Below are 19,965 nucleotides of genomic sequence, written 5' to 3'. Positions count from 1 at the left end.
GGCTCAGCCCTGGGAGGCGGCGTCGATGACGTCGTCGAGTACGGCCCGCGAGTTCCGCAGGTCGCGGATCGTGTCGTCGATGCGGGCCCGTTCGGCGGCGAGACTCTCGATCAACCTGGGCGTCGCAGAATCCGAGGGACCGCCGTCGGAGTCGCGCATGCACGGCAGCAGCGACGAGATGGCCCGACTGCCGAGGCCTGCGGCGTAGAGCTCCTGGATGTGGATGACGCGGTCCACCGCGGCCTCGGTGTACTCCCGCTGTCCACCGGGCGTCCGGTCGGCCGCCAACAGACCGCGCTGCTCGTAATAGCGCAGTGACCGCTCACTCACGCCCGTCCGTCGTGCCAGCTCACCGATACGCATGCTCCCGTTATACGCAGTCCACGCCCCTCGCGCCCGGGCCTGGCGTCGGGATCGCACTTGACCCTGACACCCGTGTCAGGTCCTACGGTCTGCGCCATGACGAACCAGACACCTGCACCGCCCTACGACTACAGCCCCATCGTCGACCGCGATCCGATCGTCTGGCCCGACGGCAAGAAGGTCGCCGTCCACATCGGCCTGAACGTGGAGCACTTCGTCTTCGACCGGCCGTCGACGAGCATCTGGCCCGGCACCGCAGAGCTGACACCCGACGCGCTGAACCACGGGTGGCGCGACTACGGCTCGCGGGTCGGGATCTGGCGCACCATCGAGAGCCTCGACCGGCATGGCGTCCGGCCGAGCGTCCTGCTCAACTCCTCCGTCGTCGACGCCTACCCGCAGATCATCGCGGCCGGCGTCGACCGCGACTGGACGTGGCTCGCACACGGGCGCACCAACTCCGAGCTCCACACCGGCCTGTCGATCGACGAGGAGCGTCGGGTGCTCGCCGAGATCACCGAGACCATCCGAACCGCCACCGGGCGATCACCCCGCGGATGGATGGGACCCGGCCTGACCGAGACACATCGCACGCCGGAGTTGCTCGCCGAGCTCGGCTACTCCTACGTTCTCGACTGGACGCACGATGACCAGCCGTTCCCACTGACGGTTCCCGACATGTTCAGCGTGCCGTACTCGGTGGAACTCAACGACCTCCTGCTCTTCTGCAAGGGCCTCACCGGGCCGGACTTCCTGCAGATGGTCGTCGACAGCTACGAACAGCTGCTCGCAGACTCCGCGACGAGCGGTCGGGTGTTGCCGATCGCCCTGCATCCCTTCGTGATCGGGCAGCCGTTCCGGCACAAATACCTGGATCAGGCACTCGCCTACCTCGCCGCCCAGCCCGACGCCTGGCTGACGACGACGGACGAGATCGTCGATGCGTACCGCGCGCAGCTCTGACTACCGTTCGCGTCCTACGCGCGCGGGGCCGGCGCGGGCGGGGGGCCGCTGGGACGCACACCCTTCGGAGCACCCGACTTCATGAAGCCGAACAGATAGCCGGCGATCCGACGCTGCTGGATCTCGTCGGCACCCTCGGTGATCCGGTAGCGGCGGTGGTGTCGGTAGATGTGCTCGAATGGCTCGTGCCGGGAATAGCCCCGGCCGCCGAACACCTGCATCGCGGTGTCGGCGGCATCGCAGCAGAGTCGGTTCGCCTGGTAATTGCACATCGACACCTCCTGCGATGCGGCGAAGGGACCGTAGGTGTCCATCTTCCACGCCGTCTCGCGGATGAGGGCCCGGACCATCGCGCAGCGTGTGTGCAGATCGACGAGCGGGAACTGGATGGCCTGATTCGTCGACAACTTCTTGCCGAAAGGTGCTCGCTCGTTGGCGAATTCGACCGCCCGGTCGACGCAGTACTGCGCCGCCCCGAGGCTCGACGCGGCCTGCCGGATACGGTTCTCGTTGAAGAAGTGCTGGACCACCTGCAGCCCCTCGCCCTCCGCCCCGAACACTGCGGAGTCGGGTACCCGGACGTCGCGCAGGGTGATGTGGGCGTGATCGGTGGGCATGTTGAAGGTCCACAGGTACTCCTCCACCGTGAACCCCTCGGCCCGGGGATCGACCAGGAACGCGGTGATCCCCTCCGCCTGGCCGGCCTCCCCACTCGTCCGGGCGAAGACGATGTCCCGATGCGCGACATGGATTCCCGTGTTCCATGTCTTCTCGCCCGTGATCACCCAGTCCGAGCCGTCACGGACTGCGACGGTCTCCATGTGGGTGGCGTCGGAGCCGTGCTCGGGCTCGGTGATCCCGAAGGCGAAGAACTTCGTCCCGTCCGCGAGCCCGTCCACCCACTCCGACTTCTGCTCTTCGGAGCCGTAGGCCAGCATCAGCAGCAGCCCGATGTTGTTGCCGACGATGGCGTGTTCGTTCTGCAGATCGCAGTGCAACCCGAGACCTTTGGACGCCAGGTGCTCACGGATGACCGCCATCCCGAGGTTGGAGCCGTCCCGACCACCGAACTCGGCCGGGAACGGATACCGGAAGTGGCCGGCGGCGTCGGCCCGACGCCTCGCCTCGCCCAGCAGTTCCTCCCACTCCCGCGTCGGCAGGCCACCGCGCTCCCAGTCGGTGCGGGCGTCCTCGCGGCGATGGTCGAAGAACCGGATGTTGTCGTCGATCTGCTCCAGCGGGACGATCTCGGCCTCGATGAAGGCGTCGAGTTCGGCCAGGTAGTCGGTCAACTCGGTCGGAAGTGCGAAGTCCACGTAGTCCTCGATCTCGAGCGATGGATGGTCGGGAGGTGCTGTCTGGTCAGGGATTCGGCATCGAGAAGTGTCGGGGGTTGACCACCACCAAGCGGTCGCGTACGTCAGCGGCGACGGCACCGCGAACCGCCGGATCCGTGGCATCGAGGGCCCCGTCACGCAACGCACCGACGATGTCGGCGTCCGGTTCGACGCCGAGTTCTCGCCATCGCAGCGCACTCTCGCGAGTTTGGCGGTCGCCGAGGAGCAGTTGCCTGTGCACGATGTCGATGACGTTGGCGGCGACCCTCGTGTGGAATCGGGCGGAGCCCGACAACGCCTCCGAGGACAACTCGCCGGTCAGGAACCCGCGCACCGCAGCGAGGAGATCGCCGCGCGACGGTGGTCCGTGGGGTCGCTCGTCGGCCGTCGACGGCGCGGTCAGCGGATCGGGAACGTGCTCGGGGTCGACGATTCCGAGCGCGAGCAATGCGTCGAATTCCTGTTCGGCACTACGTCTCCCGACGGCGGCCAACTCCATCGACGATTCCGCACCGTCGATATGTCGGTTGGCCTGAAAACCGCAGATCAGCCCCCACCGGACAGTCGCGTACAACTCCCACCACCGCAGCGTGTCGATACTCGGCCGCCATCCGGCAGCCCGCGCGTAGGCGTCGAGCAGGTCGTCGCGATCCCCCATCCCCGCAACCGCTCGATCCGCACCGAACCGCCAGGCCTTGGCGCAGAGCCAACCGAGATCCTCGACCGGATCGCCGAGATGGACCAGCTCCCAGTCGAGTACGGCCGAGACGCCGTCGGCCGTGACCAGCAGGTTCCCCAACCGGAAGTCACCGTGCACCACCGTTCTGTGAGCGGACTCCGGGCGATGCGCGCGTAGCCACTCGGTGGCCAGCACCAGACCCGCGGGCATCTCCGCGTACTCACGGGGGAACAACCGGCCGAGTGCGTCGACCGGGTCGTCGACGACCGGGACCTCACCCACCGCGTCGTCGTCGATGGTGTGGATACGCGCGAGGATGTCGCCGACCTGTGTCACGAACGCCGCGCGGGCGGACGTGAATGTGTCGTCGCGCAGGATCTTCCGCGGTATCGACTCCCCATCGACGAAGTCCATCACCACGTACGGGAACCCGAGGAAGTCGGCACGATCGTGCCCGTCAGCACCGTCAGCACTGTCGGCGACGTCGAGGACAGCGGGTACGGGTACGCCCGCGGCCATCGCGGCCGACAACACTCGCGCTTCGGCTGCCAATCCCGCGGCACCGGGCTCGGCAGCAGGCACCGCACGGACGATGACCGACCGCTTCTCGCCGTTGGGGTCCGCGAGATCGACGGCGTAGGTGGTGCGGCTGGCACCGGCCGGAAGAACCCGCGCCGAGGCGGCCTCCCAGTCCCGGTCCTCGAGAAGATTCAGCCGCGTCGCGATACGTGCGGCGACCACGTCGGGATCGGTAGCTCGGGACACTCCGACGCCCGACGGTCCCTCGACCATTCAGCCAACCCCTCGAGTAGCACCGCCGCGACGAGAGTGACGCTAACACGAGATGCGTCAGCGCTGTCGCGTTTTGCAGGTGCGCGTGAACGCGCGGGGATGGGAGCAGTCCGTGGGGCAGGCTGTCGCGGTCAGGACCGCAGACCCCTCGCGACGGTCGGCCAGGATCGGTGCAACTCGTCCTGCCAGTAGCCCCACGAGTGGGTGCCGGTTGTCGGGAGATGCACTGTCGCGGGGATTCGCAAGGCGCGCAACTTCTCTGCGAGGTTCACGGTGCAGGATCGGGTCGCCGCCTCGATCGCACCACCGACGGTCACCTGATCGATCAGCGGCGGCGCACCGGGCGCCTGACTGTCCACGGTGTCGTAGCGTCCCGCCAGCCCGCTCCCACTGGACAGGTAGAGGGTGGTCCCCCTGAGTTTCTCGGCGTTCAGATACGGATCGCGATGAGTCCAGACAGGCGACGCAACCGGGCCCCACATGTTGTCGGCGTTGGCCTGCGAGGCCGAGAACACGATCCCGCGGACGGCGGCCTGGCCCTCCGGGGTGCTCGTCCGCGCGCATCCGCTGTACGAGGCGACCGATCGATACAACCCGGGCGACGAGATCGCGAGTTGCAGGACCGAGGTGGCCGACATCGACAGTCCCGCGATAGCCCTGCGGCCGTTGGTGTTCAGCGCACGATCGAGGATCGGTGGGAGTTCACGCGTCAGGAAGGTCTGCCACATCGGCCGACCGATGGCCGGATCGCGGCTGATCCAATCGGTGTAGTAGCTCCCGATGCCCTTCTGCGGGATGACCACGTTGACGAACTTGTCACCGAAGAAGCGCAGCGCATCGGTCTGGCGCAGCCAGTTGGCCTTGTCCTCGCCGCCGCCCGCGCCATTGAGCAGGTAGAGGGTCGGCGCCCCCGCCCGGTTGGCCGACGGCCGAAGGACCTGCAAGGGGATGTCCTGGCCCATCGCGGCGGAGTGGACCGTCATCGTCCACAGGTCACCACTGGTCCGCTTCATGGACTTGAGGTACGAGCCGGCGTCGCCGGGACGGGCCACCGCACCGGCCGGTGCGACGAGCAGCGGCACCACGAGCGCGATCAGCAGGAAGACCCCCCGAGCAACGGCGGACGTCAACGACACGCGCGCCATGCTCGGTGACACTACCGCTCGAGTGTCGTCGACGTCCCGAGGTCGGAACCGACCCGTCCACCCGCACTCTCGTCACGCTCCGGTGGACACGAACTCCGGCTGATCGATGATCCGCACCCAGGAACCGTCCGCCTGACGCTGGACGACCTGCGCGCGGGCACCTGCGCCGTCACGCGGAGGGGTGGATGTGAGCGCGAGTCCGTCTCCGAACACCAATGTCGGAAGGGGCTCTTCCGGAGTGAACGTCGGACGGTTGGCCAGCACCTTCGACCACAGTTCGCGGATCGCCGCGCGGCCCTCGGTGACCTGACCCGGGGGATACGCCATCACGGCGTCCTCGTGGTAGAGCAAGGCCACGGCATCGGCGTCGCCCTCGTTGGAGAACTGCACGAACAGTCGGGTGATGTCTTCGGGACGCCGAGCGGTCTCGATGTCGGGGCGCTTCTGATCGGTCATCGTCGAACTCCTCTTCTGTGTCTGTTGCTCTGCTGATTCCAGGATCGGCGCCGAGAGTCCAGAAGTACAACTGATTGAAGTGATGCTTTGTATAGTTGTCAGTTATGGAACTGAGGCAACTCGAGTACTTCGTCGCGGTGGCGGTCGAGGGCGGGTTCACCGCCGCAGCTCAGCGGACCCACACCACCCAGCCCAACATCAGTGCACAGATCCGCGCCCTCGAGCGCGAGCTCGGCACAGCGCTGTTCCATCGCGCCGGACGTCAGGTACGACTGACGACCGCGGGAGAGGCCGCCCTACCGTCAGCCCGGGACACCCTGACCGCGGCAGAGTCGGTGACCCGCGCCGTCGCCGACGTCGCCGATCTCGCGGCCGGATCGCTGAGCATCGGGATGGTCGACGGCTGCACGCTGCCGCCGCTGTTCACCGCGCTCGGCCGGTTCCGCGACACGCACCCCGGCGTCGCACTGACATTGATCGAAGACGCTTCGCCCACCCTGATCGAACTGGTGACCGCCGGACGACTCGATGTCGCACTCGCCGGGTGGTCCAGCGACCTGCCGTCCGGTCTCGACCATCGCGCGATCATCCGCGAAGACATCGTCGCCGTGCTGCCCCGCGACCACCCCTTCCTCGGCAAGTCATCGCTGACCTCCGACGACCTGCGGGGACAACCACTGATCTGCCTCCCACCCGGCGCAGGTATCCGCGGCGCCTTCGATCGGACCCTGGGACTACCGGTTGCGCTCGAGGCCTCGTCTCCGGACGCCGTCGCCGAGATGGCCCGTAGCGGACTGGGAATCGGGATCCTGTCCCGGTCCATCGCCGACGATCGCGGCGACATCGTCGCCTCCCGACCGATCGTCGGAGCCGACGCCCCCGCCGTCCTCGGGTTCGTGTGGCGACGCCCCGCCTGGGCCGCGGTCACTGCGTTCCTCGACTTCACGACCGCTGCGTTCCAGGTCGCAGCCTGATTCGTCATCGCAGATCGATGGTTGCCATTGACAAGGATGGGTGGCACAGTGATCTGTCACGGGGGGCCGGGGAGTCCGCCCCGCTGGGGGGACGAGGTAGTACTCATGAACAAGCGACGCATCTGCGCGGCCGTGATCGCCACGGGCGCCACCTTCGGCGGCCTCGCCGGGCTGGTCGGGACCGCCGGTCCTGCTGCCGCAGCCGCGAAGGTGACCTGCACCGGAACCGTGTGCATCAACGACGGGGACACGACTGGACGGGGAACCAGTTTCTACGTGTGCCCCGACGGTAGCTCCTACCCGACGGTCACGATCGTGCCGCCGAAGTCGACGGTCTCGGTGACGCCGCCGTTCTGTCCGCCGTCGACCACACCGGGCAGCCCGTTCGCGAGCCCGTTCTCGTCGCCGTACAGCAACCCCTACGCGGCACCCTTCGGGTCGCTGGGCTCCTGACCTGACACAGCCGGGGACGCCGTCGGTTTACCTGCGACGAGGTCCTCGATGTTCAGGCCCCAGCGGCCGTAGCGATCGTCGAATCGGTGTGCCCGATCTGCGGCACGCTCCCGCTTCTCCGACGAGTAGTGCCGCTTGGCCCATGCCGAATGCGGACGCGCCAACCGGATTGCGCCGATCCAGGCCACCGGCGGGATGAATGCCCCGACCGACGCAGTCGAGTACTTGCCCTTCGCGACGCACATCAGGACGCCGGCGACGTGGAACGGCAGATTGATCGCGATGACCAGATGGCCGACCGAGAGCGTGTGATCCGACAGCGGGTCGATGCCGATCGCCATCAGCCCCAGACCGGCGATGGTCAGCGACACGACCTGCACCGACAACTGGCCTTCGCGCTCCCAGTAGACGTCCTGCAGCCGCAACAGCAGCGCGAACTCGTCCAGCACGAGTGATGCGCCGATGCCGATCAGCACGGCCGCGATCTCGGCCCCCGGCGAGGATCCGTCGACCGCGACCGAGGTGAACGCGCCGGCGATCGTGAGGACGATGCCCGGGATGGCGTGGTGGATGTGGACACCCCCGGCCACCCGGTCCCGGAACGGCCCCTTGCCCGCGCGGATGAGCCGCGTGATGGTCCGGGTGATCAAAAACGTCGCGAGGAACGCCAGGAACAGCAGGAACAGCGGGAGGCGACCGTCCTCGGTCGGGTCCTCGATCAGGGCCCGGGCCAGGACGCTGTCCACCGGGTTCGACTCAGCGACCGGTGACGACGATGCCGGTGCGCCGCTGCTCGATGATCAGGCAGCGGTCCTCCACGTACAGCAGCCCGGCTTCCTCGGCGATCGCCCGCGCTTCGTCGCTGGCGATCCCGAGCTGCAGCCACAGTGCCGTGGCACCGGCGGCGACCGCCTGCCGCGCGATCTCCGGGGTGTCGGCCGACGGTCGGAAGACGTCGACGAGTCCGACCTGTTCCGGAACGTCGGCGAGTGTGCGGTGGACCTTCTCACCGACGATCTCGTCGGAGTGCGGGTTCACCGGGATGATCCGCCAGCCACGCTCCTGCATGAACGCCGGAACATCGTGCGCGGCCTTGCTCGGGTTCGCACTCGCGCCGACGACCGTGATGGTGTCGTAGGTGTTCAGGATCTGTTCGACGACCTCGTCGGTGGTGGCCATGCCCCGAGTCTAGGTCGTCCTCCCGCGCTGTACCGCGCCGCGTCCGCCGCGGCCACGGTGTCCGGCATGTCGGTCGTGCCGGCGCGTTTCGCAGGAACGGCTCCTGTCCGTCTCCGCCACTGTGCCGACCCGGTGAACGGCGGTTCCGGCGGCGTGACACCGTGATCGCATGCCGATCCACGAAATCCTGGCCATCCTGGCCGCCGGACTCGGCGCCGGTGCCATCAACACGCTGGTCGGCAGCGGCACCCTGATCACCTTCCCGACACTGGTGGCGTTCGGGTATCCGCCGGTCACAGCGACGATGTCCAACGCGATCGGCCTCGTCGCCGGCGGCGTCTCCGGCACCTGGGGATACCGCCGCGAGTTGCGCGGTCAATGGGATCGACTCCGTTGGCAGATCCCGGCCTCCTTCTTCGGCGCACTGGTGGGCTGCTATCTGCTCCTGAAACTGCCGGAATCCGCGTTCGAGACGATCGTGCCGATCCTCCTCGTCCTCGCATTGATCCTGGTGGTCGTCCAACCCGCGCTCAACCGGTGGACAGCACGCCGCATCGGCGGCCACGACACCGACGGTTCCCCGATCCTGAACCGACCCCGGATGATCACCCTCGTCAGCGCGACGTTCGCGGTCGGCATCTACGGCGGGTACTTCACTGCGGCACAGGGCATCCTGCTGATGGGTGCGATGGGAGTCATCGTCGCCGACGACCTCCAGCGCATGAACGCGGCCAAGAACCTGCTGGCCCTCATCGTCAACGTCGTCGCCGCGGTCACCTACACCGCGGTCGCCTTCGATCGGATCAGCTGGGCCGCAGCCGGTCTCATCGCGATCAGCTCGCTGGTCGGCGGACTCATCGGGGCCCGGTTCGGTCGGCGCCTGTCGCCCAACGCCCTCCGAGCGGTCATCGTGGTCGTCGGCATCATCGGCCTCTGGCGACTGCTGACGACCTGAGCCGGGTGCCGCGGTTCTGGCCGCGGTGCCAGCGGGAGGCCGCGACAATTATCGTCCTGGCCTCGCGCTGACGCTGCGGTGGCGACCGTCGTCCGACTGCATCGCCGGGCGATCCGGATATTACGGGCGCAATGGAACCAGCGCTCTCTTCTGGCCGTCTGACCATCTGGATGAGCCGTTACGATCCCTGCGTGGCGGCTGCAGAACGGCGGCACGAATGACGGGGTCAGATGACGACACGAGTTGATCCGGGCGAGCTGCGAGGCGCGGCCAAGAAGCTGGAACCCTCCGGGCCGTACAACGCGAAGACCGACGGGTCGGCATTCACCTCGGCGTCGGTCGGACTGTCCACCTTGGCGACGGCCTCCGCGCTGCGCGTATCGAGGCAAGCAGCAGATTCTGCCGTGGGTGTCGTCCGCGCACGACTGGAAGAGTGGCAGTCGATCCTGACCACCTCCGCGACCGAGTACAAGGACTCCGACGTGGGGGCGGCGCAGCGACTGAAGGGTCTCGGCGATTTGAACCAACCTCCCAAGGGCGGGTCCTCGTGACGATCCCCACCCGGACGATCATCGATTCGCTGAATTTGTCCGGGATGACAGGTGCCCAGACAAAGGCGACGTCGTACGCCTCGTTCGTGCACGACAACGCGGCCAACCTGCGAACCACGATCACCGAGTTGGATTGGTCGGGAGGAGCTCGGAAGTCTGCCGATTCGCGAGCGGACCGTGAGTACACGCAATTCGGCAGGGTTTCGTCGGCGTTCACCAAGCTGAGCGCGGCGATCAGTAGTGGACACACCTCGATGTCGCACATCTCAGGTCGACTGAAGGAGCGAACGGCCGGTTACGAAGCCGACAGTTACACGGTCAGCGACGACTGGAAGGTGAAGGACGGGTACAACTACGGGCTTGCCGACTTCTTCGCCGCCGGCGACCCGGTGAAAGAGAAGCGGCTCGCCGACCTCAAAGCCGCCCGGGCGCAACACGCCACCAACGCCACGGTGGCGATGACCCGGCTGGCCCGCGAGTTCGGCACCGCAGACGACAAGTGTGCCGCCGCCGTCCGCGCCGCGAGTGCCGCGCTACATCTCAATGCACCCGTGAGCGCGGGCGTCGGCGCAGGTGTCGGACACCGGGTGGCCGCAGCGCTGCGTGAGGGTCGCAGACTCACACCCGACGAGTTGACCTCGCTCCGGGTCGCCACCAGTCTCAACCAGGATCAGCTGACAGCACTCCAGCACGGCAAGCCCGCCACGATGTCTCAGGGCGAGTACGACTTCCTACGCACGCTGATGAACGACTTGGGAACCAGCGATGTCACCGAGATCGCGAAGATGGGCGTGGGCGATCAGAGCGAAGCGGTCAAGACTTCACTGGCCAACGGGTTCCAGATCATGGGGATGCCTGGGATGACGACTGCCGCCGGGGACCGAGGTGGGATGCACACTTTGCCGACCTCGGTGCGCAGCCTGCTCACAGAGAACCTCGTAGGCAGGCGCTTCGATCGCATGGTCGTTGTCGCACCGGGAGTTCCAGGGCGTCCGGAACACGGCGTAGCGGTGAAGCGGATCGACGAGCTCACTGCCTTGAGTGGATTGCTCGACAAGAGCGATCACGACTATCGCGTCGGAAGCGATGTCAACCGGGGACTTCTCAAGCAGGCATCCGAGATCGCAGCCCAGACAGCTGAGCCGGGCGCCCGCATCAGCGACAGCTCCGAGGTGCTCGGCGCCAAAGGGGGCAACGCCAATACGATCCTGGGCAAGGTCTTCGGAGTGGCCGGCGCCGACAAAATCGCTGTCCACGACTTCCTCACCGGTACGAACATGAACGTCACCTGCAGCGACGGCGGAAGGTATGTCGCCGACACCCATATCGACGGGATCATGGGCCACGCATGGGGGACCGAGAAGCAGAGCATCGACGACTTGTTCTCGTGGACGCGCGACGACGCCCTGTCACCGAATCACTTCCTCGCCGGACAGGCTCACGCGTCCGCCAATGCACTTGCGCACTACTTCGGCGATGGCTCCAATGTTTCGATAGGCCAGGAAGTCGGCGTCAAAAGCCCCCATCTGGCTCAGACGCTGTCGACGGCGTTGTCGCCTTACCTCGGCGGCTTCAGCGGGGCGGTCGGACCGGGAATACCTACACTGGGCGCCGATTCGCTCACCGCCGGAGAACTCCATAATTTGTTCCAAGCGATGGATTCAGATCCACACGCGGCAGCAATCTTCAACCACGCTGGTTCGCAGTGGCAAAACCATCTCGCGTATCAGTACGGGATGAATCCCGACAATCCGTCGATCGGCCGCGCCGCAGGCTTGATTCATCACGCAATGGAGACTGGTTACGCCGACGAACTCAAGTTCCTGAAAAAATCCGCCTATCAGGACTCGGTCGCGGATTATGAAAACAAGATGGGGGCCTTTTCTCAGGCAGTGGCAGGAATCGGAACGATACCGCTCGTGGGCTCCTACGCGGCCGCGGCAATTCCACCACAGCTCGCCGCGGCGCTGCTTGGTCCTGCTCCTGACCAAGACACCGCAAGTAATTCCAGCACCGAAGGGTTGAAGGGAATCGGAGTGGCAACCCTCAACGATCGCGAAATTCTCCAGATCAGCCAGTTCCTGGGTTACGCCCATCAGAATCCCGCCATCGCCGAGCAGAACCCTCAATGGTTCAACGGCGATCAGTTGACCTGGGAATTCCTGCAGAAGAACCCCCTGCAGTTGAGCGCACTGCAGAACATGATGGTGAAACTCTCGAACGGAGAGTTGGAGGGATGGGACACCGCATTTGACATCGGCGCTGGAAAGCCTCCCATCGGAGGCATTCCAATGAACCCCCGAAATGCTCCAGTTCCGTGATGCCAACGTTCAAAAAGATCGCACTTGTGGCTATTGTCGCCTCCACACTCTGCTCCGTCGCTTGCGGCACCACAGTCGAGTCTGACGGACCCCGGCCACCAACCTCTGCTTCGATGCCGACAGCGGGTGATTTTCCGATCCGTTGGCTGGCGACACCCAGCTTGGACCTCACTTCGAGTGACGGCACATTCGTGCGGGCGATCGCTGAGTCCTACTATCAAGCAATAATGGCGGGCTTGAATTCGACGGCCCCGGGATACCGGCGAGCAATCGGGACCATAGTCGACTACGAGTTCAATCCCTTTACGCGAGTCTATGCGCCGCACGTGGCCTACTTCTACGCCGTTCCGTATCCCGCGGCGCCAGGCCAGACGGCGACGAGCCCGGACTTCGGATCAGTCGCAGTGTGCGCCGATGTTCCGGCGCACGCAGACTGGACGAAGGCCCTGCTGTTCTTCACATACCGGCGTAGTGGGACAGCCCCGCCGTCAAGTCTGCGGGGTCATCTCACCCAGCCGATTACCGATGTGTTCGGCGACTGGAAAGGCGTCGACAACATGCTGCCGAATATCCACAACAGCAGACGCTGCGACAACCCACCCATCACACAGCCCCTCACGACCGAGCTCCTGCCGCCGAGTCCGGGCTGGCCGAACTCGGCTGCGTGACAACCGGAAAGGATGGACGTCGCCATGTCGAGTGAACTCGAGGGACTTCCCCCGCACATCATCGCCGCCCTTCGCGCACCCGAGGGAACTACGCCGGATGAGATCCGCGCGCAGTTCCCTGAACTCCAGGAGCAGACGCCGCGAATAGATCCGAACGAGTACCGGTCGAGGGTCGAAGACGCCTACTACCGCTGGCAACAACAGAACTCGTGGGTACACCTGCCGGACGACGTCAGCCGACGGCTGGCCGACCAGGTCCGGTCCGACATGGAGTGGGAGGTGCGCGGGGGCGCCTGAGCCAACCGAAGCATCGTCACCGACGCGGTGCCAGCGGAAGGCCACGACAATTATCGTCGTGGCCTCGCGCTGGCACTGCGGTCAGAACCACTCGGCGTCACCAGGTGACGCCGGCCGGCTCCTTGATGGTGACGTTGAGGCGGTTGAAGAAGTTCATCGTGCCGATCAGAACGATCAGGCCGGCGAGTTCCTTCTCGTCGAAGTGGTCGGCCGCCTCGTCCCAGACCGCATCCAAGACCGCGTCGGTCGGGCTGTCGGCGAGGCGGGTCGCCGACTCCGCCAACGCCAGTGCGGCGCGTTCCGCGTCGGTGAAGAACGGCGATTCACGCCAGACGGGCAGGGTGTCGAGACGATCGGTCGACTCGTCCTCGGCCCGCAGGTTGGCGGCGTGTGCGTAGACGCAGGCGGCGCATCCGTTGATCTGGCTGATGCGCAACCCGATCAACTCGCGCAGCACCACCGGGATGCCGGCGGTCTCGACTGCGCCGAGCAAATGCGGCACGGCCTTGACCATTCCGGGCAGGATCGTGGCGGGGTTGGTCATCCGAGCGGTCATGGTTTCCTCCTGGGGTGCGGATCGATGCGGTCACATCGACCGGTTCTGGCGGTTCATATCCCTGACACCCCGTGCCGACGGAATGTGACCGGAAGGATGAGACCGATGACCGACGACAACCTCACCAGCGAGTTCGAGGCCCAGCGCGACCACCTACGCTCCGTGGCGTTCCGCATGCTGGGCTCGCATGCCGACGCCGAGGACGCCGTCCAGGAGACGTGGTTGCGAGCCTCCGCGTCGGGGTCCGCAGATGTCGACAACGTCGCAGGATGGCTGACCACCATCACGTCTCGTATCTGCCTCAACATCCTGCGCAGCCGACGGGCCCACCCGACCGACTCACTGGATGTCGACGAACGACCGGAGCCGGTCATCCTGCCGCTGCAGGAATCCGTGGACCCGGAGCCACAAGCCTTACTGGCCGACTCCGTCAGCGTCGCCTTGCTGGTGGTTCTGGAGTCGCTCGGCCCCGACGAGCGCCTCGCCTTCGTCCTGCACGACCTCTTCGCGCTGCCGTTCGACGAGATCGCGGCGATCGTCGGCAAGTCGTCGGCGGCGACCCGCAAGCTGGCGAGTCGGGCCCGCACCCGCGTCCAGGATTCGTCACCGACCCGCGGCATCGAACTGGGGGAGCAACGGCGCGTGGTCGAGGCGTTCATCTCGGCGGCCCGCGGCGGCGACCTCGAGCAACTCATGCAGGTCCTCGACCCCGACATCGTGCTGCGGACCGACGGGCTGCTTCGTCCGGTGGTCGGCGCAGCGAAGGTCGGACGCCGCGCGGCACAGTTCCAGCGCCTTGTCGAACGCACCCTCATGGTGCGCATCGACGACCGGATCGGCGTGCTGGCGTTCACCGGCGACGCGGTGTCGTCGATCGCGACGTTCAGTGTCACAGGCGGTCGCGTCACGGCGATGGACATCATCGCCGACGCCGAACGCATTGCCGCACTGGATCTGACCGCGGTACTCGACTGACCCCGACCGCGTGCGCGTTCTTCCGCCCCGAACTTCTTCTTCCGCCGTATGCAGCCGGCGGAAGAAAGAGTTCGGGGCGGAGGAACGAACGGGCGCGGTCCGAGGAACAGCCGCGGTCAGAGCACCGACATCCCCAACCGGGTACGCGCCCGGACCGCGATCAGAAAGGTCCACAGTTCGAGCCGGGCAAGATGCGGCATCAGCCGATCGGCAGCGGACACGACCGTGGCGACTCGTCGAAACGTCCTCTCGTCCGCGGCGGTCCAGTCGAATCCCATCAGCTCGCGGAACTCGGGTGGCAACGTGGCGATCGTCATGAACAGATACGGCCGTCCCAGCACTGCCTTCAGGACTCGCCCGGGCATGCCGAGGGGTCGTGTCAAGAAGTCCAGCGTCGCGATCGACCGGAGGTGATCGCGAACCGGCGGATCGATTCGCAATGTCGGCACGGTCTCGGACCAATACCGTTCGAAGGCATCGAGGTCGGCGGGCCACTGGTCCGGTCGGACGTTGAGCGTGGTGCCGAGGACCGCGGCATCGGCGTAGATCTGTTCGGACTGCTGCCGAGTCAGCGGTCCGTAGACGAGTTCGAACTGGTCGACGAAATATCGGTACAGGCAGGCGGCCACCCACAGTTGCAGTCGGGAGTCGTTGCCGCTGTATCTGACGGGGCTCTGCGGGGTCGAGTGCACCCGCGCATGAACCTGTGCGATCTCGCGGTGCAGCACAGCACGATCCGCATCTGTACCCATGATCGCCACGGCCAGATACGCTCCGGTCGTCCGCGCCCGCTTGATCGGATGGACGAAGGCGTTACCCGAGTCGACGCGACTCTCCTGCACTCCGTACCCGACACCCGGCATCGACAACTGCATGATGATGTTCGCGGTGTTGTTCAGTGCGCCGAAGAGCGTCGGAAGGTCCGCGGTCCGCGACGGTGTCCGCATGGCGACTCCTCGACGGTCCGGCGAGAGCGCAACAGGTCTGCCGCGCCACCCGGGACCGCAACTGACTACATGTGTGGTCACACCGTAGCGCTGCTCGACCCGGCCGCGCGGGACTTCGCCGCGGACGGCTGTCTGCGGTAGTCGAGCAGCATCGACCAGTACTCGTCGGAGATCTCCTCTCCGGATCGCAGCACCTGCGCCAGACCGGCAGCCATGAACACACCGAGCAGACCGAGCCAGAGACCTGAGATCGAGATGACCGTCCATGCGACGACCACCGCGGCCGGCCATGGATGCAGGATCAACAGCAGCGGAGCAAAGAAGAGCCCCGCTCCGATGAACCATGACGACAATGCGCGGTCGGCGCGCATGACCACCGTCAACCAGCGAGGACTGGAGGCCGTCGGCGCCATCGAAGCGGGTGGACGTCGAGCGGATGCGGTCGAGGCCGAAGCAGTCGACATCGATGCAGGCGACAGTGATACAGGCGACATGGGGGCCTCCTCGCGGGTCGGCCGATCATCACCGATCGGTGACCCCACTGTCGCGCGTCCAGGTCGTGTCCACCACTACCTCCGAGGTCATCGGGATCGCGCATCGCCCGGCGGAACCGCAGGTCACGACCGCATGGGTGTCTGGGACAACTGGCACGAGAATCTGCGTCATCCGACGGATGTCCTGCAGAGCGCATCGGAGCAGAGTCGGGGACAGCAGAACGCACCGCTCCTCCCCTCTCAAAGGACATCCCATGAACGCCAAGGACATGATCATCGGACTGATCCCCTGGATCCTCTTCTCCTTCGTCGCCGGCCACACCGGCACCGGACACGTCGGCTGGGCCGCCGTGATCGCCTGCGCCGCGTCGGCCGGACTCGCCGTCTACGGGATGGCCAAGGGTCAGTCGCTCAAGATCATCGACGCCGCCGGCGTGGTCACCTTCGGTGTCATAGCGGTGATCGGCTTCGTCGGGGGCAGCAGCATCGACGCCCACCTCGCCGACTACGGACGCGGGGCGAGCACCTTCATCCTGGCCGCGGTGATGTTCGTGTCCGCCTTCACCATCCCCTTCACCGAGCAGTACGCCCGCGAGACGGTGGACCAGCGGTACTGGGGGAGTCCGGTGTTCCGCGCGAAGAACCGCTCCATCAGCCTGCTGTGGGCGGGCGCCGTGTTCGCCATGGCCGTCTGTCACGTCATCTCCGGAGTTCTCGCCGCCAATGCCGGTGTCGACGGCGGACATCCGGGCTCGATCCTGCTGAACTGGGTGATCCCGATCGCCCTGATCTTCTTCGCGGTCAAGCGCACCCAGGCCATCGCCGAGGCGGACACCCCCGCCTCCACGACTCCCGCCGCACAAGCCTGACGCCACGCGCCCGATCCATCCAGTACCACTCCCGAGGAAAGCCATGCATCTCCCCCACGCTCCCCACACCGCTTACACGACCGGCTTCTATCCCGACGAGGGTCGAGACTTCTCCGTCCGAATCCTTCTGGGACTGTGCAACTCCGGTGCCGCCGATGCCGGCGAGATCTTCACCACCATCGCGAACCTCAAGGACGGGCACGGACAGGAGTGGTTCGACACCTGGCTCACCCTGGGCCGCCGCATCCGCAGCGAGGCCGATGCCAGCTCGGCTGCCGGCCACCGGATCAGCGCGGCGTGGGCATATCTCCGCGCAGCAACCTATCTCTCGCAAGCCGTTGACGCAGTCGATGGACTCGAGTCGGACGAGCAACGCCTGCCGGTCTTCCACGAGCACCGGGACGCCTGGGAGAAGTTCGTCGACAACGGGCCGTTCCGGGCCCACCGCCTCACCATCCCCTACGAGGACACCACCCTGCCGGGATGGTTCCTGGCGCCCGAGCACGCGACCGCAGGCGCCCTACGACCGACGTTGGTGGTGATCAACGGCAGCGACGGCTGCGTGTCCGATCAATGGAGTTCCGCGGCTCGCGGTGCCCTCCTCCGTGGATACAACGTCGTGCTCTACGACGGCCCCGGCCAGCAGTCGATGCTGTTCGACCACGATGTCCCGTTCCGTCCCGACTGGGAGGCGGTACAGACGCCCGTCACAGCCGTGGTACTCCAACAGGAGGGCGTCGACCCCGATCGGCTTGCCCTGTACGGGATCTCGCAGGCCGGCTACTGGGTTCCCCGATCCTTGGCCTACGAGCACCGCTATGCTGCGGCCGTCGCCGACCCCGGTGTGGTGGATGTGTCGTCATCGTGGCTGGAACACCTGCCCAAGTCGTTGCGAGCCGAGTTGGAAGCAGGCGAACAAGAGAAGTTCGACCGCAACATGGCCATCGGCATGAAGATGAGCAAAGACACCAAGCAGCAGTGGGATTGGCGTTCACGTCCCTACGGCACCAGCGGCTTCTACGAGACGTACAAGGCGGTCGAGCAGTACCGGATCACGCCGGAGATCGCCGCGTTGATCGGGACGCCGATCCTGATCACGTCGCCCGAACAGGAGCAGTTCTGGCCGGGCCAGGCCGACAAGTTGGCGAGCCTGTCGGGCGACAAGACCGAGGTCGTCGAGTTCACCGCCGCCGAGGGCGCGTCGTGGCACTGCCAGCCGATGGGTCGGGGACTCACCGAGCAGCGCATGTTCGACTGGCTCGACGAGATGCTCGCCTGACCGGTCCCGACCGATTCCCGGCACCTCGATGGCTCCCCGGCCATCGAGGTGCTGGGTAGCGTGGCATCCATGGTCTCGACGTCGACGTCCCTGTCCGATCTGGCCGGCGCCCGCGTGGTGGTCACCGGCGCCACCAACGGGATCGGCCTGGCGACGGCCCGATCCCTCGCCGACGCAGGTGCCGACGTGGTCCTCGCCGTGCGGGACGTCGAACTCGGTGCGCAGCGAGCGCGCGAGTTCGGCGGCACCTGTCAGGTGGTCCACCTCGACCTCGCCGACCAGTCGTCGGTGCGAGCCGCCGCCGCAGAGATCGACGGTCCGGTCGACGTCCTCATCAACAACGCCGGGATGTTCCCGCATCAGCGACGTCGCACCCCCGACGGATTCGAGCTGGGCATCGGCACCAACTTCCTCGGCCCGTTCGCCTTCACCAACCTGCTGCTCCCCCGGATCCGCCGACAGATCGTGACCGTCGGATCGGAGGCCCACCGCTCGGCAAGCATCGACCCCGCCGATCTCGACTTCGAGCGTTCCCGATGGAATCCGGCACGTGCCTATGGCCGTTCGAAACTGGCAGTGATGCTCTGGGGTCTCGAGTTGGACCGTCGGCTCCGGGAGTCGGGATCGTCGGTGACGTCGATGCTCACCGACCCCGGCTGGGCGGCGTCCAACATCTCGAACAAGCCGGGGCTGGGCGTGATCCACCGGGTCGCACAAGGTGCGGCCAACCTGCTCGCCAACGATCTCGACGCGGGTGCCGCGCCGACCCTCTATTGCCTGACCGAACCCATCCCACCGGGGAGCTATGTCGGGGTCGACGGGATCCGCGGCCTGCGCGGTCTCCCCGCACTGGCCGGTCGCGCCCGCGTCGCCACCGACTACGCGGTGGCCGGCCGATTGTGGAGCGAGGCCGAGAAGCTCACCGGGACCTCCTGGCCGCTGTAAGTGAGCTGGCCGTCGTCCGTGTTCGGGCGGCCCGCCCATGCCTGCGCTTCCACCCCCGAACACAGACAGAATCTGTCCGCCAGAGCCGCGCTATCGACATATCGTCGACGGCCCCGCTCCCACGTACAGATTTTGTACCCGAACGGGCGGCACATGACTCGGCGCACGCATCCGAACCGAGTCCGGAATCAAATCCGGGCTGACCCCAGCGCCTGATCGATCAGCACCTCGGCCGCGGCGCGGGCATCACGGGCGGCGCGGGTCCGGCCGGAGATCGCCGCGGTGGTCTGAGCCCCCTCGGCCAGGATCGACAACTGCGCCGCCAGAGCGGAGTCGCCGCCCAACTCGCCGACCAGCGTCTCCACATACTGCTGAAATGACGCTTTCTGGTCGCGCACGGCAGTCGCGATGGCCGGCGACTCCGCGGCGAGTTCGCCGAACACGTTGATGAACGCGCAGCCTCGGAACTCGTCCTCGGAGAACCAGGTCAACAGGAAGTCGAAGATGGCCAGCAGTTTGGCCCTCGGACCGGTCACCCCCGCCGTCGCCGCGGCGATGCCGTCGTCCCATTGGCGGGTCCGCTTACCGAGCACCGCCAGCACGAGGCTCTCCTTGGACGGGAACATCGAGTAGATCCGCTTCAGCGAGACACCGGCCGAGTCACGCACCCGGTCCATGCCGACCGACTTGACGCCATGGGTGTAGAACAGCCGGTCCGCTGCATCGACCACCTGTTCACGAGCTGTTTCGGAGTCCATAACCATCAT

22 protein-coding genes are annotated in these 19,965 nt (G+C 66.4%); 11 read left to right on the top strand and 11 right to left on the bottom strand.

The genetic code is table 11. The annotated features are described in order from the left end of the window. Positions 1 to 3: 3 nt before the first annotated feature. On the bottom strand, positions 4 to 363 hold the full coding sequence (locus GS4_RS04000) for a MerR family transcriptional regulator (protein ID WP_007617750.1): 360 nt from the start codon (positions 361 to 363) through the stop codon (positions 4 to 6). A gap of 96 nt (positions 364 to 459) precedes the next feature. Between GS4_RS04000 and GS4_RS03995 the strand changes: the two genes are divergently transcribed. After that, positions 460 to 1,326 (top strand): polysaccharide deacetylase family protein, encoded by an 867-nt coding sequence (locus tag GS4_RS03995; protein WP_007617749.1) that lies wholly within the window; start codon positions 460 to 462, stop codon positions 1,324 to 1,326. 14 nt (positions 1,327 to 1,340) lie between these two features. On the opposite strand, the gene GS4_RS03990 is transcribed toward GS4_RS03995, so the two are convergent. From GS4_RS03990 to GS4_RS03975, 4 genes are all read right to left on the bottom strand, one after another. After that, positions 1,341 to 2,642, bottom strand: coding sequence for an acyl-CoA dehydrogenase family protein (locus tag GS4_RS03990; protein WP_007617748.1), 1,302 nt, complete (start codon positions 2,640 to 2,642; stop codon positions 1,341 to 1,343). Positions 2,643 to 2,688: 46 nt separating this feature from the next. Beyond that, positions 2,689 to 4,134 (bottom strand): phosphotransferase family protein, encoded by a 1,446-nt coding sequence (locus GS4_RS03985; protein ID WP_007617746.1) that lies wholly within the window; start codon positions 4,132 to 4,134, stop codon positions 2,689 to 2,691. A 131-nt stretch (positions 4,135 to 4,265) separates the two neighbouring features. Further along, on the bottom strand, positions 4,266 to 5,279 hold the full coding sequence (locus GS4_RS03980) for an alpha/beta hydrolase (RefSeq protein WP_007617734.1): 1,014 nt from the start codon (positions 5,277 to 5,279) through the stop codon (positions 4,266 to 4,268). A 72-nt stretch (positions 5,280 to 5,351) separates the two neighbouring features. Next, positions 5,352 to 5,735, bottom strand: a complete 384-nt coding sequence (locus GS4_RS03975; RefSeq protein ID WP_007617732.1) for a YybH family protein — start codon at positions 5,733 to 5,735, stop codon at positions 5,352 to 5,354. A gap of 104 nt (positions 5,736 to 5,839) precedes the next feature. Here GS4_RS03975 and GS4_RS03970 point away from each other — a divergent pair, with 104 nt between their 5' ends. Together GS4_RS03970 and GS4_RS03965 are read left to right on the top strand one after the other, a co-directional pair. After that, entirely contained in the window at positions 5,840 to 6,709 is an 870-nt protein-coding gene (locus GS4_RS03970; protein WP_007617730.1) for a LysR family transcriptional regulator, read from the top strand. A 105-nt stretch (positions 6,710 to 6,814) separates the two neighbouring features. Then, positions 6,815 to 7,162 carry a hypothetical protein gene (locus tag GS4_RS03965; protein WP_007617728.1) on the top strand — a complete coding sequence of 116 codons (348 nt, stop codon included), beginning with the start codon at positions 6,815 to 6,817 and terminating at the stop codon, positions 7,160 to 7,162. On the opposite strand, the gene GS4_RS03960 is transcribed toward GS4_RS03965, so the two are convergent. After that, a complete protein-coding gene (locus GS4_RS03960; protein ID WP_007617727.1) occupies positions 7,129 to 7,908 on the bottom strand; it encodes a hypothetical protein in 780 nt (259 codons plus the stop codon). The genes GS4_RS03965 and GS4_RS03960 overlap by 34 nt on opposite strands. Before the next feature lie 10 nt (positions 7,909 to 7,918). Further along, complete coding sequence (locus GS4_RS03955) at positions 7,919 to 8,341, bottom strand: CoA-binding protein (protein WP_007617726.1); 423 nt, start codon at positions 8,339 to 8,341, stop codon at positions 7,919 to 7,921. A gap of 169 nt (positions 8,342 to 8,510) precedes the next feature. Here GS4_RS03955 and GS4_RS03950 point away from each other — a divergent pair, with 169 nt between their 5' ends. The 4 genes from GS4_RS03950 (at position 8,511) to GS4_RS03930 (ending at position 13,133) form a co-directional block, all read left to right on the top strand. Further along, entirely contained in the window at positions 8,511 to 9,296 is a 786-nt protein-coding gene (locus GS4_RS03950) for a sulfite exporter TauE/SafE family protein (protein ID WP_007617725.1), read from the top strand. 230 nt (positions 9,297 to 9,526) lie between these two features. Next, a complete protein-coding gene (locus tag GS4_RS03945) occupies positions 9,527 to 9,847 on the top strand; it encodes a type VII secretion target (protein WP_007617724.1) in 321 nt (106 codons plus the stop codon). Next, positions 9,844 to 12,168, top strand: a complete 2,325-nt coding sequence (locus tag GS4_RS03940; RefSeq protein ID WP_007617723.1) for a TPR repeat domain-containing protein — start codon at positions 9,844 to 9,846, stop codon at positions 12,166 to 12,168. Before GS4_RS03945 ends, GS4_RS03940 begins: the two co-directional genes overlap by 4 nt. A 692-nt stretch (positions 12,169 to 12,860) precedes the next feature. After that, entirely contained in the window at positions 12,861 to 13,133 is a 273-nt protein-coding gene (locus GS4_RS03930) for a hypothetical protein (RefSeq protein WP_083862640.1), read from the top strand. A gap of 97 nt (positions 13,134 to 13,230) precedes the next feature. On the opposite strand, the gene GS4_RS03925 is transcribed toward GS4_RS03930, so the two are convergent. Further along, positions 13,231 to 13,689, bottom strand: a complete 459-nt coding sequence (locus GS4_RS03925) for a carboxymuconolactone decarboxylase family protein (protein WP_007617718.1) — start codon at positions 13,687 to 13,689, stop codon at positions 13,231 to 13,233. A 105-nt stretch (positions 13,690 to 13,794) separates the two neighbouring features. Between GS4_RS03925 and GS4_RS03920 the strand changes: the two genes are divergently transcribed. Next, a complete protein-coding gene (locus GS4_RS03920; RefSeq protein WP_007617716.1) occupies positions 13,795 to 14,664 on the top strand; it encodes a sigma-70 family RNA polymerase sigma factor in 870 nt (289 codons plus the stop codon). Positions 14,665 to 14,780: 116 nt separating this feature from the next. Here the strand turns inward: GS4_RS03920 and GS4_RS03915 are convergent, their stop codons facing one another. Together GS4_RS03915 and GS4_RS03910 are read right to left on the bottom strand one after the other, a co-directional pair. Continuing rightward, entirely contained in the window at positions 14,781 to 15,611 is an 831-nt protein-coding gene (locus tag GS4_RS03915; RefSeq protein WP_007617715.1) for an oxygenase MpaB family protein, read from the bottom strand. 77 nt (positions 15,612 to 15,688) lie between these two features. Then, a complete protein-coding gene (locus GS4_RS03910; RefSeq protein ID WP_085947020.1) occupies positions 15,689 to 16,075 on the bottom strand; it encodes a hypothetical protein in 387 nt (128 codons plus the stop codon). A gap of 284 nt (positions 16,076 to 16,359) precedes the next feature. Between GS4_RS03910 and GS4_RS03905 the strand changes: the two genes are divergently transcribed. From GS4_RS03905 to GS4_RS03895, 3 genes are all read left to right on the top strand, one after another. Beyond that, positions 16,360 to 16,974, top strand: a complete 615-nt coding sequence (locus tag GS4_RS03905; protein ID WP_007617713.1) for a hypothetical protein — start codon at positions 16,360 to 16,362, stop codon at positions 16,972 to 16,974. A gap of 43 nt (positions 16,975 to 17,017) precedes the next feature. Beyond that, on the top strand, positions 17,018 to 18,253 hold the full coding sequence (locus tag GS4_RS03900) for an alpha/beta hydrolase family protein (RefSeq protein ID WP_007617712.1): 1,236 nt from the start codon (positions 17,018 to 17,020) through the stop codon (positions 18,251 to 18,253). Positions 18,254 to 18,322: 69 nt separating this feature from the next. Then, entirely contained in the window at positions 18,323 to 19,198 is an 876-nt protein-coding gene (locus tag GS4_RS03895; protein ID WP_007617711.1) for an SDR family NAD(P)-dependent oxidoreductase, read from the top strand. A gap of 188 nt (positions 19,199 to 19,386) precedes the next feature. Here GS4_RS03895 and GS4_RS03890 read toward each other — a convergent pair whose 3' ends face one another. Next, entirely contained in the window at positions 19,387 to 19,956 is a 570-nt protein-coding gene (locus tag GS4_RS03890) for a TetR/AcrR family transcriptional regulator (protein WP_007617710.1), read from the bottom strand. Between the last annotated feature and the right edge of the window lie 9 nt (positions 19,957 to 19,965).

Source organism: Gordonia soli NBRC 108243, assembly GCF_000334455.1.
In the GTDB taxonomy this organism is placed as follows: domain Bacteria; phylum Actinomycetota; class Actinomycetes; order Mycobacteriales; family Mycobacteriaceae; genus Gordonia; species Gordonia soli.
This window is presented reverse-complemented; position numbering and strand designations above follow the sequence as displayed.